The 14,614-nt window shown below is 49.1% G+C and carries 14 protein-coding genes; 13 read left to right on the top strand and 1 reads right to left on the bottom strand.

Annotated elements, in window-relative coordinates:
- Positions 1–23: 23 nt before the first annotated feature.
- The 12 genes from recA (at position 24) to ACPV3A_RS13470 (ending at position 12,498) form a co-directional block, all read left to right on the top strand.
- On the top strand, positions 24–1,085 hold the full coding sequence (gene recA / locus ACPV3A_RS13525) for a recombinase RecA (protein ID WP_194544872.1): 1,062 nt from the start codon (positions 24–26) through the stop codon (positions 1,083–1,085).
- Positions 1,086–1,227: 142 nt separating this feature from the next.
- On the top strand, positions 1,228–1,965 hold the full coding sequence (locus ACPV3A_RS13520) for a regulatory protein RecX (protein ID WP_426199952.1): 738 nt from the start codon (positions 1,228–1,230) through the stop codon (positions 1,963–1,965).
- Between the two features lie 363 nt (positions 1,966–2,328).
- A complete protein-coding gene (gene rny, locus ACPV3A_RS13515; RefSeq protein WP_036642458.1) occupies positions 2,329–3,870 on the top strand; it encodes a ribonuclease Y in 1,542 nt (513 codons plus the stop codon).
- A 127-nt stretch (positions 3,871–3,997) separates the two neighbouring features.
- Positions 3,998–4,801 carry a TIGR00282 family metallophosphoesterase gene (locus ACPV3A_RS13510; RefSeq protein WP_426199951.1) on the top strand — a complete coding sequence of 268 codons (804 nt, stop codon included), beginning with the start codon at positions 3,998–4,000 and terminating at the stop codon, positions 4,799–4,801.
- Positions 4,802–4,930: 129 nt separating this feature from the next.
- Positions 4,931–5,191, top strand: a complete 261-nt coding sequence (locus ACPV3A_RS13505) for a stage V sporulation protein S (protein ID WP_006211249.1) — start codon at positions 4,931–4,933, stop codon at positions 5,189–5,191.
- Positions 5,192–5,282: 91 nt separating this feature from the next.
- Positions 5,283–6,239: a dipeptidase gene (locus ACPV3A_RS13500; protein ID WP_426199950.1), complete on the top strand. Its 957-nt coding sequence runs from the start codon at positions 5,283–5,285 to the stop codon at positions 6,237–6,239.
- Between the two features lie 178 nt (positions 6,240–6,417).
- Positions 6,418–6,990: a phosphate propanoyltransferase gene (gene pduL / locus ACPV3A_RS13495; RefSeq protein ID WP_071220154.1), complete on the top strand. Its 573-nt coding sequence runs from the start codon at positions 6,418–6,420 to the stop codon at positions 6,988–6,990.
- 314 nt (positions 6,991–7,304) lie between these two features.
- On the top strand, positions 7,305–8,864 hold the full coding sequence (gene miaB / locus ACPV3A_RS13490; RefSeq protein ID WP_216531908.1) for a tRNA (N6-isopentenyl adenosine(37)-C2)-methylthiotransferase MiaB: 1,560 nt from the start codon (positions 7,305–7,307) through the stop codon (positions 8,862–8,864).
- A 102-nt stretch (positions 8,865–8,966) separates the two neighbouring features.
- Positions 8,967–9,416, top strand: coding sequence for a RicAFT regulatory complex protein RicA family protein (locus tag ACPV3A_RS13485; RefSeq protein ID WP_071220156.1), 450 nt, complete (start codon positions 8,967–8,969; stop codon positions 9,414–9,416).
- A gap of 163 nt (positions 9,417–9,579) precedes the next feature.
- Positions 9,580–10,365, top strand: coding sequence for an NUDIX hydrolase (locus ACPV3A_RS13480; RefSeq protein WP_071220157.1), 786 nt, complete (start codon positions 9,580–9,582; stop codon positions 10,363–10,365).
- A 63-nt stretch (positions 10,366–10,428) separates the two neighbouring features.
- Entirely contained in the window at positions 10,429–10,986 is a 558-nt protein-coding gene (locus ACPV3A_RS13475; protein WP_426199949.1) for a cysteine hydrolase family protein, read from the top strand.
- A gap of 57 nt (positions 10,987–11,043) precedes the next feature.
- Entirely contained in the window at positions 11,044–12,498 is a 1,455-nt protein-coding gene (locus tag ACPV3A_RS13470; protein WP_426200009.1) for a nicotinate phosphoribosyltransferase, read from the top strand.
- A gap of 79 nt (positions 12,499–12,577) precedes the next feature.
- Here the strand turns inward: ACPV3A_RS13470 and ACPV3A_RS13465 are convergent, their stop codons facing one another.
- A complete protein-coding gene (locus tag ACPV3A_RS13465; protein WP_426199948.1) occupies positions 12,578–13,378 on the bottom strand; it encodes a hypothetical protein in 801 nt (266 codons plus the stop codon).
- A 212-nt stretch (positions 13,379–13,590) separates the two neighbouring features.
- Between ACPV3A_RS13465 and ACPV3A_RS13460 the strand changes: the two genes are divergently transcribed.
- The gene (locus tag ACPV3A_RS13460) at positions 13,591–14,589 is read left to right on the top strand and encodes an NADPH:quinone oxidoreductase family protein (RefSeq protein ID WP_426199947.1); all 999 of its coding nucleotides are present in this window, start codon (positions 13,591–13,593) and stop codon (positions 14,587–14,589) included.
- Positions 14,590–14,614 lie beyond the last annotated feature (25 nt).

Genomic DNA, 14,614 nt, shown 5'->3' with positions numbered 1-14,614 from the left:
AACAGTGAAGGGTTGTGGAACAATTGTCAGATCGTCGTGCTGCGCTGGAAATGGCGCTTCGTCAGATAGAGAAACAGTTCGGAAAAGGTTCCATCATGAAACTGGGTGAATCCACCCACATGCAAGTAGAGATTGTGCCGAGCGGATCGTTGGCATTGGATATAGCTTTAGGAACCGGCGGCTTGCCTAGAGGCCGGATTATTGAAGTGTATGGACCGGAATCCTCCGGTAAAACAACAGTAGCCCTCCATGCGATTGCGGAAGTTCAGAAGGCTGGTGGACAGGCTGCATTTATCGATGCCGAGCATGCTCTGGATCCATCGTATGCAAGCAAACTGGGCGTTAATATTGATGAATTGCTGCTCTCCCAACCGGACACGGGTGAGCAGGCGCTGGAAATTGCGGAAGCTCTGGTACGCAGTGGTGCAGTTGATATCATCGTTATTGACTCGGTTGCTGCACTGGTACCAAAAGCTGAAATTGAAGGCGACATGGGTGACTCCCACGTAGGTCTGCAAGCTCGTCTGATGTCCCAGGCTCTTCGTAAATTGTCGGGTGCTATTAATAAATCGAAAACAATTGCCATCTTTATCAACCAGCTTCGTGAGAAGGTTGGTGTTATGTTTGGTAACCCTGAGACGACTCCGGGTGGACGTGCTCTGAAGTTCTACTCGACGGTTCGTTTGGACGTGCGTCGAATTGAGAGCATCAAGATGGGGAACGATGTGGTGGGTAACCGCACACGGATTAAGGTTGTTAAGAACAAGGTAGCGCCACCTTTCAAACAGGCTGAGCTTGATATTATGTACGGTGAAGGCATCTCTAGAGAGGGAAGCCTGATCGATATCGGAACCGAACTCGATATCGTGGATAAGAGCGGCGCATGGTATTCTTATTCAGGTGACCGTCTTGGCCAAGGACGTGAGAATGCGAAGCAATTCTTGAAAGAGAATCCGGAGATCGCTAGTGTTATCGAGAACAAAATTCGTGAAGCGAGCAATCTGACCACGGCTGTTCCTGAGCCTTCCGAGAAGGATAAGGAACAAGAGGAATTAGAAGAGCAAGAGTTGTTTAAAGTAGAGTAGTACATTGCTGGTTATCGATTACAGTGTTGAGGACCGTCCGGTGTTTGTAACGCCAGACGGTCTTCTTTGCATTTATTCAGACTTCCAGATGCAGTCTTGGTTATTTTACTCAGAAATGGTGCGGTAGTGAGAGGAGCGACATATGGAAGAAGAGAATAAGGAAATGTCGGAGCAGGCAGAAGCATCAGGTATAGGGCATTTTCCGGACCATGAGGATTTGGTTGTAACGTCAGTTGAAATGCTGAAAAAGCCCAAGCACCGATACCAAATCGCGTTTGGTCCGTACCTCATGACCGTTCATGAAGATGTGATGCTGAAATACCGGATGTTCAAGGGGAATGTTTTTCGCAAGGAAGAGCTTGAAGAAATTATCGTGGCCGATGAACGACAGAGGGCTTACGTAGAGGCGCTGAATCATCTGTCCAGGAAACCCAGAACAGCCAAGGAGATCACCCAGCGACTGCAGCAAAAAGGTTTCGAGCCGAGTTGCATAGAGACGACGCTGGAGCGATTGGAGAAGGACAAGCTGATTGATGATGCGTTATACGCCAAGATGTGGACAGAGCAGCGAATGACAAGCCATAAGAAGGGGCGGCTGTGGGTCAAGCAGGAGTTGAGACAGAAGGGAATCGGCACGGAGCTGATCTCCGAGGCTTTGGGCGAGATCAGTGCAGATGCCGAATTGGAGAGCGCGCTTGCCGTGGGACGGAAAAAATGGCAGCAAACCCATGGAGAGATGCTGGATCGCAAACGTAAAACAGGAGCATATTTAATGCGTAGAGGCTTTGGCGGGGATCAGGTGCGTCAGGTGCTCAAGCGTCTGGTTGACGAGGATCAGGAAAAGGGTGAGTGGGACGACGAGCTGGAAGATTTCGAATAAAGGGCAGTTTGGGTACTTTTCCGTGAAAGAAATGGTTTCATTGGATGAAACTGACGTTTACCCATTGCTTTCCCTTGACAATATCTTTTTATAAATACTAAAATAAATATGAATCTTTTTATCATAAATTAGAATCCTTTTTCCTTCCAAAAAAGTGACTACTTTGTGAAAGATTCTTTAATCGCCAATTCATAGTGAAATGTATTCCGCTGGCTAAGGCGGGATTTGCGTACGTGATAAGGCGTGCGCAGTATGGACGGCAGCTTCCACTGCCGGAAAATTTTATGTATGAATGAGTAACCTGACAATTGCACATTTCCCAAGGAATGCCTTGGAGGAAACAACGAGGAGGTGAAACAGATGCTGGATACATGGATCTGGATCATAATCGTTCTCGCTGTAGCCGCTATATTCTTTGGGTTCGGTTATTTTATTCGCAAATCCCTTGCAGAAGCTAAAATTTCCAGTGCCGAGCATGCCGCTTTGCAGATCGTAGAAAGTGCGAAGAAGGAAGCAGAAGCATTGAAGAAAGAAACGGTTCTTGAAGCTAAAGACGAAGTTCATAAAATTAGAGCCGAAGCTGAAAAAGACACTCGTGAGCGCCGGAATGAAATTCAACGGCAGGAGCGCAGATTGTTGCAAAAGGAAGAGTCGCTGGATAAAAAAATAGAATCTTTGGAACGTAAAGAAGAACAAGTGGCGAACAAAGAGAAACGAATAGAGGAAACCCAGCAGCAAATCGATGCCATTTACAAGAAACAAACGACGGAACTGGAGCGCATCTCCAACCTGACGATGGAGGATGCCCGCAGCATTATTCTCAGTAATGTTGAGCAGGAAGTTCGTCATGAAACCGCTCAGATGATTAAAGAAATCGAGCAGCAGGCGAAGGAAGAGGCAGATAAGAAATCACGCGAGATCATTACGCTGGCTATTCAGCGCTGTGCGGCTGATCACGTCGCGGAGACCACGGTATCTGTTGTCACTTTGCCGAATGAAGAAATGAAGGGCCGGATTATCGGACGTGAAGGCCGGAATATTCGTGCGCTTGAGACCCTTACAGGGATTGACCTTATTATCGATGATACTCCGGAAGCTGTTATTCTCTCCGGATTTGATCCGATTCGCCGTGAAATTGCCCGTACAGCTTTGGAAAAGCTCGTGGCGGACGGACGGATCCATCCGGCTCGTATCGAAGAAATGGTGGAGAAATCCCGCAAGGAAGTGGACGAACGTATTCGCGAATACGGAGAACAAGCCACTTTCGAGGTTGGCGTTCACGGTTTGCACCCAGATTTGATCAAAATTTTGGGCCGACTGAAATTCCGTACAAGCTATGGACAAAATGTGTTGAAACACTCCATGGAAGTGGCCTATTTGACTGGCCTGATGGCCGGCGAACTGGGCGAAGACATCGTGCTTGCGAAACGGGCAGGACTGTTGCATGACATCGGGAAAGCGCTGGATCATGAAGTGGAAGGATCGCACGTTGAAATCGGCGTGGAGCTGGCGAAGAAGTATAAGGAACATCCGGTGGTTATCAACAGCATTGCCTCTCATCACGGTGATTGTGAAGCAACTTCGGTTATTGCCATGCTGGTTGGCGCAGCTGACGCATTGTCTGCTGCAAGACCGGGAGCACGCAGAGAGACGCTTGAGACGTATATCCGTCGTCTTGAGAAGCTCGAAGAAATTTCCGAATCCTTTGAAGGCGTTGAGAAATCCTATGCCATTCAAGCGGGACGTGAAGTTCGCGTCATGGTACAGCCTGAGAAAATCGACGATGCCGAAGCATTCCGCTTGGCGCGTGACATTACCAAAACCATTGAGAATGAGCTGGATTATCCGGGTCATATCAAAGTCACCGTCATCCGGGAAACCCGAGCGGTGGATTACGCGAAATAGAGTTTGGACCTTAAAAAGTGGCCGCAATTCGGCCACTTTTTATCTTTCAAGTACCGAAAATACAGTTTCGGACATTTATGAATCGGGAACGGTCCTGCCGGGAATCAGGACAAGCATCCCTGAAGGAGTGATTGACATCAAAGTATTATTCATCGGAGACATTGTCGGCAGTACAGGGCGTAAAGCTTTGAAGGCTTCTCTTCCGGAGCTGAAGTCCAAATATAATCCGCACATCATTATTGCCAATGGGGAGAATGCTGCTTCAGGACGCGGCATTACCTCGGCCATCGCCAATGAATTTTTCAATTGGGGCATTCATGGCATCACCTTGGGTAATCACACCTGGGATAACAAGGACATTTTTGAGTTTATTGATGATGAGCCGCGCATGATTCGTCCGGCAAATTTTCCGCCCGGCACCCCGGGCCGTGGATACACAATCATCAAAGCGAACGGCAAACAGCTGGCGATCGTGAATCTACAAGGACGAACCTTCCTGCCAGCCATCGATTGCCCGTTTCGCGCAGCCGATGACATTGTGGATGAGCTTCTCCAGAAGACGAAGTGCATTCTGGTGGACTTCCACGCTGAGGCGACGTCGGAGAAGATTGCTATGGGATGGCATCTGGAAGGCCGCGCCTCGATGGTGGTCGGAACGCACACCCACGTACAAAGCAATGACGATACCATACTGCCGGGAGGAACAGCTTATATTACGGATACCGGCATGGTGGGCTCCAAGGAAGGCATCCTCGGCATGCAGCGTGATGCGGTGATGTATAAGTTCAAGACCCAGCTTCCTGCCCGTTTCCAGGTCGATGAAGGTAAATGGCAGTTCCATGCCGTATGCGTGGATATGGATGAGGACACGGGAAGAGCCCGGAAGATACAGAAAATCCGCATGTACGAAGACGAATGGCGGATGGATTAAAAAAGGCGGAATCCGTTTAATTAAATTAGGAACGGATGGTAAAAAGCAGGAATTTTTTCCCCTCTCACGAATAACATCTAGTAAGCGGAAGCAAACCATCACTCAACATTCCCAGGGGAGGTACTTACCATGGAAGTATTAAAAGTTTCAGCAAAATCCAATCCTAATTCAGTTGCAGGGGCGCTCGCTGGAGTTCTTAGGGAGCGGGGCGGAGCGGAACTGCAAGCGATTGGGGCGGGAGCACTGAACCAGGCCATTAAAGCGGTAGCGATTGCCCGGGGATTTGTAGCACCGAGCGGGGTGGATTTGATTTGCATCCCTGCTTTTACGGATATTGTGATTGATGGCGAAGACCGGACGGCAATTAAATTGATCGTAGAACCTAGATAAATTTCGAATGTTGAGGTATTAGCCTGTTTACTCTACTTGGTGTAAACAGGCTTTTTGCTGTGACAAGTTTAGAAGGGAGATGAGCGGCGCGATGAGGACGGTTGATTTTCACTGTGATGTTTTGAGCAAAATGTGGGAAGCTCCCCAAGCCTCCTTTGCGGACGACCCGCATTTGGATGTAACGCTGCAGCGCATGGAGGAGGGCGACCTGGCCCTTCAGGTGTTCGCTGTTTTTTTATCTGAGAAATGGGGGAGACCATCCTTTGAACGGGTGCTGGCACAACTCGATACATATCGCAGCCGCATCGTTAAACCGGGACATCTTAAGCCCCTGCTTTGGCGGGAGCAACTCCAAGAGATCAGACAAGGGCAGCATGGACGGTTCGGCGTTCTGTCCTTGGAAGGCGTTGACGGGCTGGAGGGGAATTTGTATTACGTCCAGCTCTTGTTTGAGATGGGCGTGCGTTTGATGGGGGTTACCTGGAATTATGCGAACTGGGCTGCGGATGGAGTACTGGAGCAGCGAAATGGGGGATTCACGGAACGGGGACGGCAGCTGGTAGAGCTATGCCATTCGACGGGCATCATTCTGGATGTGTCTCACCTGTCCCAAGCTGGCTTCTGGGAGCTCGCGGAGCTGACCAAAGGGCCCATCATCGCCTCGCATTCCAATGCGTACTCCGTCTGCCAGCATCCCCGGAATTTGAATGATGAGCAGATAAGGGCACTAATCGCGCTAAACGGAATGATTGGAATCACGTTTGTGCCCTGGTTTATCCGCAGCGGAGTAGACCGTGTGAAGCCGGAGGACATATTGCCGCATATCGAGAAGATTTGTGAGCTGGGCGGTGAAAAGCACATCATGTTTGGTTCGGACTTCGACGGGATTGATCAATGGGTTGCCGGACTTGAGCATCCGGGCCGGTATCCTGAATTTCAGGAGCTGCTGCTTAAACATTACCCGGAATCGATGGTAAAGGGCTGGATGTCGGAGTATGCCCTCCATTTTCTTGAGCAGAATTTACCTTCATTGTCAGCCCAAGCATAGTAACCTTTCGCATAACGACCATGATTCGAGGATAACTTTGACAATCCTGTAGCAGATTGCTCGTGAATCGGAAGAAGGCGGCCTGAATCACCCGGGTTGCCTTTTTATTTTTGGGTAATAGAGAGTATAATAGGTGATGGCATGTACAGCATATAGAGAAAAACAAGGAGTGAGACAGATGAGTAAAACTGTACCTGTGGGTGTATCCGCCCGCCATATTCATTTAACCCAAGAGCATATTGAGGCATTGTTCGGCCCTGGATATCAGCTGACAGAGTTCAAACCATTGTCCCAGCCAGGACAATTCGCAGCCAACGAAACGGTAGCGGTCATTGGAACGAAGGGACAATTCGATAAAGTAAGAATTTTGGGACCTGCACGTCCTGCAACCCAGCTGGAGATTTCTCGCACGGATTCCTTCGCCATCGGTGTGAAAGCACCTGTACGCGAATCCGGGAACATCGCTGGAACCCCGGGGATCACGATTAAAGGTCCGGCTGGTGAAGTAACGGTGGATGAAGGTGTCATCGTAGCCGCTCGTCACATTCACTTCCATACATCCGATGCGGATCAATGGGGTATTAAAGACAAGGATCTGCTGAAGGTACGCTTAGGCGGCGAACGCGGTCTTGTTCTGGAAAACGTCATTGCCCGCGTATCCGACAATTTTGCGCTCGACATGCATATCGATACCGATGAAGCTAACGCTGCCGGCGCCAAAAACGGAGACACTGCTGAAATTATTGATTAATCTATAGCTTCAGTAAACTTCATGAACATACTGTATGTGTCACGCATGTGCTGCTGTTACGCGTTTTTAGCGTTCACAGCTGGAAGAGCCTGAGTCGATTCATTTCGATTTCAGGCTCTTTTTTGAAATTTTCTACGGGTTCCATGTTTCGGAGGACCTATTTTGAAGGAGAGAGCGTCTGTTAAGGTTTGGACTCATTAATGCCCAAGGTGGTAGCTTAGGCAATAAGATCATGATATAATTTAAAACAGTGCCTATTTAAGCAATATTGTCATGTAAACCAGAGATTTTGCGGATCTAAGGAGTGACCTAGCATGTCCAAAGAAAGTAAGGACTACTCCAAGTATTTTGATTTTTCAGGAGCCAAAGTTCTCTCCGAAGATGAACACGGGAAGAGAATTCGCATCAATGGCCGGGAAATCAACATCCTTTCGGAGCCTAATCATAGACAGGAAAAACAGCGCGGCAAGCAGAGTGTCGAAGTTTTGTACGATACCGAGCTGCCGGAAGCGTTTCGAACCCTCGGGGCTGGCAAGCATTATATCGTGTATACGTACGGATGTCAGATGAATGAGCATGATTCCGAAACGATTAAAGGATTGCTGGAGCAGATGGGCTACCGGGCAACCGAGGATCGGAAGCAAGCGGACATCATCTTGCTCAATACATGTGCCATTCGTGAAAACGCGGAGGATAAAGTGTTTGGCGAACTCGGCCATCTGAAGCATTTGAAGACGGAAAAGCCGGATATGCTCCTTGGCGTTTGCGGCTGCATGTCGCAGGAAGAGTCGGTTGTTAATCGAATTCTCCAAAAGCATGGCTTTGTGGATTTGATTTTTGGTACGCATAACGTACATCGTCTGCCTCATCTTATTCAGGAAGCGCTCTTCAGCAAGGAAATGGTGGTTGAAGTGTGGTCCAAAGAGGGCGACATTGTTGAGAATCTACCGAAAAAGAGAGAAGGTCTCCGCGGCTGGGTCAACATTATGTACGGCTGTGATAAATTCTGTACATACTGCATCGTCCCATATACCCGCGGCAAAGAGCGCAGCCGGCGTCCGGAGGATGTCATTGCTGAGGTTCGTGAATTAGCCCGGCAAGGGTATAAGGAAATTACGCTGCTCGGTCAGAACGTGAACGCATATGGCAAAGACTTTGAAGATATCGAATACCGTTTCGGCGATCTGATGGATGATATTCACAAGATCGATATCCCGCGTGTTCGCTTCACCACATCCCATCCAAGGGATTTCGATGATCACCTGATTGAGGTGCTGGCGAAGGGTGGTAACCTGGTCGAGCATATTCACTTGCCGGTACAGTCGGGAAGCACGCAAGTGCTCAAAAAAATGAGCCGCAAATATACGCGTGAGACGTACTTGGAGCTGGCCCATAAAATTAAGAAGGCGATTCCCAATGTAGCATTCACCACCGACATCATTGTCGGATTCCCTGGTGAGACCGATGAGCAGTTTGAGGAGACGCTGTCCTTGGTTCGGGAGGTCGGCTACGACTCCGCTTACACGTTCATTTATTCTCCTCGTGAAGGAACGCCAGCGGCGGTGATGGAGGATAATGTACCGATGGAGGTCAAGAGCGAGCGTCTTCAGCGATTGAATGCCGCCATCAATGAGTACAGCCGCAAGAGCAACGACAGGCTGCTAGGCTCTACGGTGGAGGTGCTGGTAGAAGGAGTCAGCAAGAACAATGATTCCATGCTGTCGGGACGCACGCGCACGAACAAGCTGGTGCATTTCGAAGGATCGACTGACCTCATAGGCAGCTTCGTAAATGTCCGGATTACGGACACGAAGACCTGGTATATCAAAGGGGATAGAATCCCGGACACGATTCCTGCCTCGGATGCGGTATAATAGAGGAGCAGGCAGTATTCAAATGCAGCATAGGGCCGCGAACAAAAACCGGCCGGTGCTGCATATTCCCATATAGATGATGAAGAATTGGAGCGATGAACCTTGGCACATGATCATGTTCGTACGAACACATACGGTATGTCAACATACAACACGCGTGAATTGATTATACGTGACGATATTTTGGCAAAAGCCGGCGAGCTGGCGGAATTAATATCCACCAGTGAAGAAGTTCAGATGTTTAAGCAGGCCGAAGAGAAGATCCAGAACCACGAACGGGTTCAAAACCTGATAAAAACCATTAAGAAAAAGCAAAAGGAAATCGTGGCTTTTGAAACGTTCCAGAACAAGGATATGGTCGCCAAAATCGAACGGGAGATCGAAGAACTGCAAGAGGAGATTGACGGTATTCCGCTCGTGATGGAGTTCCAGCAAAGTCAAAGCGACATTAATTATCTTCTTCAGCTGGTCGTATCCGTGATTCATGATACGGTTTCGGAAAAAGTGAATGTGGAGACAGGAAAAGATACGCCGCCAAGCAGCTGCGGATAGATGAAACGAGGTGCGGAATGGTTCCGCACCTTTTCTATTCTTGTTATTTCATGTACAAAATGAGAATGAATAGGGCATAGTAAACTTATTATAAAGGATGGGGTCAGGAAATCCTTGACATCATTTTTAAATATGTCATAATGAAATTATCAAAATAATAGTTATGGTGATGGAAATGACGGATCGCGAACAGGCTCCAAAGAGCAGTGCCAAGAAATACAGAACACCGGATGGTGTGCCCGCTGATATCGTGATGTTTACCTTAACGAAGCGGGAACGGAAAACCTTCACCAAGACATTGCCGATACGCGAGCTTAAGGTGATGCTGATCAGGCGCAGGTCATGGCCATGTGCGGGTATGTGGGCACTCCCCGGCGGATTTTGCCGTGAGAGTGAGTCTATTTACGATGCGGCCAAACGGGAGCTGAAAGAAGAGACCGGGGTGGATGGCGGCCATTTGGAGTACTTGGGCGTGTACAGCGCACCGGGACGGGATCCAAGGGGCTGGATTATCAGCCATGCATTCTACGCGCTCGTAGAAGAATGGATGCTGGAGCATCGCCAGGCTGCCGATGATGCGGAAGAGGTAGGTCTGTTTACGGTCGCGGAAGCTTTGGAAGAGCTGGAGCTGGCTTTTGATCACAGAGATATCATAATGGATGCGTACCGCAAGATTCAGCAGCAAATGCTGCAGACGACGATTGCGCGGCAGTTTTTACCGGAGCATTTTACACTGAGCGAGTTATATCAGGTCATCCAGACGGTTGTGCCCGAGTTCAACGAGCCCAATTTTATCCGTAAAATCACGTCGACCCGCAGCAGACAGGGGATACTGGAAGAAGCACGGGATGAGAACGGCAAGCCGCTAAACTCCAATCAATATTCCCAGCGGCCGGCCCAATTGTATCGGTTTACGGATCATGCACCATTGCTATCAATTTATACGTAGGATGGGATTCACAAGCTGTTATTTTATCGATCACATTAATCATGTCGTAGAGGAGTGTGTCAGATGAAAGCCTTGATCGTGATAGATTTCACGAATGATTTCGTGGATGGCAATCTGCCGGTAGGGAAGCCCGCCATTGACATTCAGAACACCATCGCGGAGCTGACCAAGTTGTACAGCGATCGTGGTGATTTTGTTGTAATGGCCGTGGACCTGCATGAGAGCAATGACGCTTATCATCCCGAAACCAAGCTGTTCCCTCCGCATAACATTCGGGGAACCCGGGGGCGGGTATTATACGGTGAACTTCAGCGGGTGTATGAGGAACGAAAAGACGCCATCTATTGGATGGACAAAACGAGATACAGCGCATTTTGCGGTACGGATCTGAACCAGAAGCTGCGGGAACGCGGGATTACCGAAGTCGATCTCATCGGAGTTTGCACCGACATCTGCGTGCTGCATACCGCAGTGGATGCTTATAATTACGGATATCGGATTACCGTTTATGAAGATGCGGTCGCAAGCTTTAATCCGGAAGGACACAAGTGGGCTTTAAGTCACTTTCAAGGCAGTCTCGGGGCATCGGTAGTGCGAAGTAAGGAACTTCTTAATCAATAGACAGCTTGAACCACCCGGAAGCCTAGATGAACCGGGTAACAGTGGAGGATGATCGTGATGCTGACAGCAGGATTAGCACTACACACGGACAAATACCAGATTAACATGATGTACGCTCACTGGATTAATGGCTCTCATCGTACGCGTGCGGTGTTTGAGGCGTATTTCCGTAAGCTGCCATTCGGTAACGGATATGCCGTTTTTGCCGGTCTTGAGCGGATTGTACATTATATTGAGTCCTTGCGTTTCTCGGATGAGGATATCGCGTATTTGGCCAAACAGGAAGAGAAGTATAAACCTGAATTTCTGGAAGAGCTTCGCCGATTCCGTTTTCAAGGGAATATTCACTCCATGAAGGAGGGGGCGCTGGTATTCCCGAATGAGCCGCTCATTCGAGTGGAAGGCACCATTTTCGAGACACAGCTGGTCGAAACGGCACTCTTGAACTTTATGAACTTTCAAACCTTGATCGCTACCAAAGCGTCACGTATCCGGCAGGTTGCCAGCGGCGATACTTTGCTGGAGTTTGGTACAAGACGTGCACAGGAAGCGGATGCGGCGGTTTGGGGGGCGCGTGCTGCGTATCTGGCCGGTTTCCATGCCACGTCGAATATGCTGGCTGGCGAGAAATTCGGAATCCCGACAAAAGGCACGCATGCGCATTCCTGGGTGCAGACCTTCCGGAGCGAGCAGGAGGCCTTTGATATATTTGCCGAGGTTATGCCGGATCAAGTGACGCTGCTGGTGGATACCTTCGATACGTTAAAGAGCGGGATTCCCCATGCCATCGTAACGGCGAAGAAGCTGGAGGCCCAAGGGAAACGGATGAATGCCATTCGTTTAGATAGCGGGGATTTGGCTTACCTGTCGATTCAGGCACGGAAGATGCTGGATGAGGCTGGTCTTCATTACGTCGGCATCGTGGCATCGAACGATCTGGATGAAGGCACCATTCTGGATCTCAAGGCACAGGGGGCCAAAGTGGATACTTGGGGCGTCGGTACCCAATTGATTACGGCAGCCGACCAGCCTGCGCTTGGGGGTGTTTATAAGCTGGTGGAGCGGGAGGTTGACGGCAAGATGGTGCCGACCATCAAAATCTCGGGCAACCCCGAAAAAGTATCTACTCCAGGCAAAAAAGAGGTATACCGCATCATATCCAAGGGCAGCGGCAAAGCGATCGCCGATTACATCTGCTTCCCGGAAGAAGAGATGCCGCCGGAGAACGGGAAATTAAAGCTGTTTAATCCGCTGCATCCTTACATGCGCAAAAATGTAAAGAACTTTGAAGCGGTGTCCATGCTTGAAGCGGTGTTTGTGAATGGCGAACTGGTGTATGAGCTGCCGAAGCTCGAAGAGATTCGCAGCTATCATGATGCTCAGCTGGATCAGTTCTGGCCGGAGTATCTGCGGAAGCTGAATCCGGAAATTTACCGTGTGAATCTGAGTGAAGAGGTCTGGGAAGTGAAACAGCGGATGATGGCCGAGTTCATGGAACAGCATGAAGATTAGGTTATAAAATACAGCAATGAAAAAGACGCTTTCCCAATCTTGCCGCTTGGCAGGAGAAGGGGCGTCTTTTTGTACTCGGCTATAACTCAAGTCGATCCACTATACTTCCGTTGACGTCTCGTGCGGTGATATGAACCTTGTCCTTGTTCTCTATCATGTCGGGCTGGCGTTCGTAAGACCAGATGTACAAATCTTCACTGACGTCTGGCCTCAGTTGTTGGTAAGGTATGGTGTGTGCCGGCTGACCATTTACATGAATCTGAATGGGTTCTGTGCTTCTATACAGGCCGAATACGAGTGATGAATCCATGCTTGTCTCCGAGAATACGGACGGAGAAGCGGGATTCTCGGCAGAAGGGTATAATGTAGATAAGGCGGACCTATACCATCCGAACCATCCTTTGGTATAGGTGGATAATTCCAGTCCTAGTCCAGGTGTCACCACGAAAGCATAAGTCTTCTCAGAGGTTGATTCGGATTGTATGATTTCAGCATGATCAATGCTGAAAGGTGCTTCAAGAAAAGCATGTTTCTCGTTGAATACCGCCGCTTCGATCGAGTGGTGTGTGCTTGTGTATTCGTAGATCCCTGTCATCAAAATGAAGAGGAGGCCGATTAGTACGTACACTTTGAGACCAGGCCGGGTAATTAAAGGGAAAACCCAGAAGACTAGTCTAAACAGCGTAAGAATGAGACCCAAACTCAAATAGAAAACGAGAAACGAGCCGGCAATGCCCCCTGATTGTGTATGTATACCAAGGAATCCAAAAACCTGGCTGATCGGTTTATGGATGACCGGTAACAGAAGTAGTGTTACCAGCGTGAGAAAGTACGAGAAGCGGAAGGATCTACGTTTAGATCCATGATCAAAATGAGTCATAACGTGGATTTCAACTCCTGCTGATCATTTTTTTGTGAAAGTATTCTTTTTCCATAATAACATAATTCTGATTATAAATGACGATACTGGATCATTTCTCGGGAAAGCGCATAAGTCGCCATATTCCGAGAGCATGTATTAAGCTTCGACATATTCATAGTGCAGATCCAGATTGCTTTACAGCACCTAAACTAACCCAAGGAGTGATATGTGTGGACAACGTAACCGAATTTCAGGCCTACGTGCTGCGTCAAGATGAGCAAGGGGTTCGCGGCAGCGTGGAGAACATGAGTTTGAAGCAGCTGCCCGAAGGTGACGTTATTGTGCGGGTATTATACAGCGGGGTCAACTATAAAGACGGTCTAGCCAGCATACCGGAGGGGAAAATTGTCCGCCGGTATCCGTTCATTCCGGGTATTGATCTGGCAGGAACGGTTGTGCATTCGGCTCATGCTGATTACAAGGGAGGCGATTCCGTTCTTTGTACCGGTTATGAATTAGGCGTATCTCATGAAGGCGGGTTCAGCCAGTACGCACGGGTTAAGGGAGAATGGCTTGTCCCGTTGCCGCAGGGCTTGTCCCCGCGTGATGCGATGGCTATCGGAACCGCAGGTTTTACGGCTGCATTATCGATAGAGGCCTTGATACGAAATGGACTGCGACAGGAACAGGGGGCCGTTCTAGTTACCGGGGCAACAGGGGGAGTGGGCAGCTTCGCAGTGTCCATCCTGAGTCAATTAGGCTATCGCGTGACGGCATCTACAGGGAAATCCAGTCAGAGGGATTGGCTATTACAGCTGGGAGCTCATGAAGTGATATCAAGGGAGGAAGCCGCGGCGGCCTCCAAAGGGGCGATCTCTGCCGAGCGCTGGGCAGCGGTAGTAGATCCGGTCGGAGGAAACCAACTGGGTTCACTTCTGAAAAGCGTAAAATATGGCGGAAGCGTCGCTGTTTCCGGTATGACGGGTGGCGGTGCTTTTGATTCGACGGTGTTTCCGTTTATCCTTAGAGGCATCAATCTCCTCGGAATCGATTCGGTATACTGCCCTATGGCCTACCGCCGATCGGTATGGTCGAAACTGGCGGATGAATGGAAGCCGGCATCCGTGCTACAAGAAGGAATTACAGAATACGGTCTACACGATCTGCCTGAAGTGCTGAACACCATTCTGCAGGGTGGAGCGGTTGGAAGAAGCGTCATCGCTCTATAATATTACCTTGATTTCTCATACGCAT

The sequence above is a fragment of the Paenibacillus sp. Dod16 genome (assembly GCF_049893405.1).
Lineage (GTDB): Bacteria > Bacillota > Bacilli > Paenibacillales > Paenibacillaceae > Paenibacillus_AQ.
This window is presented reverse-complemented; position numbering and strand designations above follow the sequence as displayed.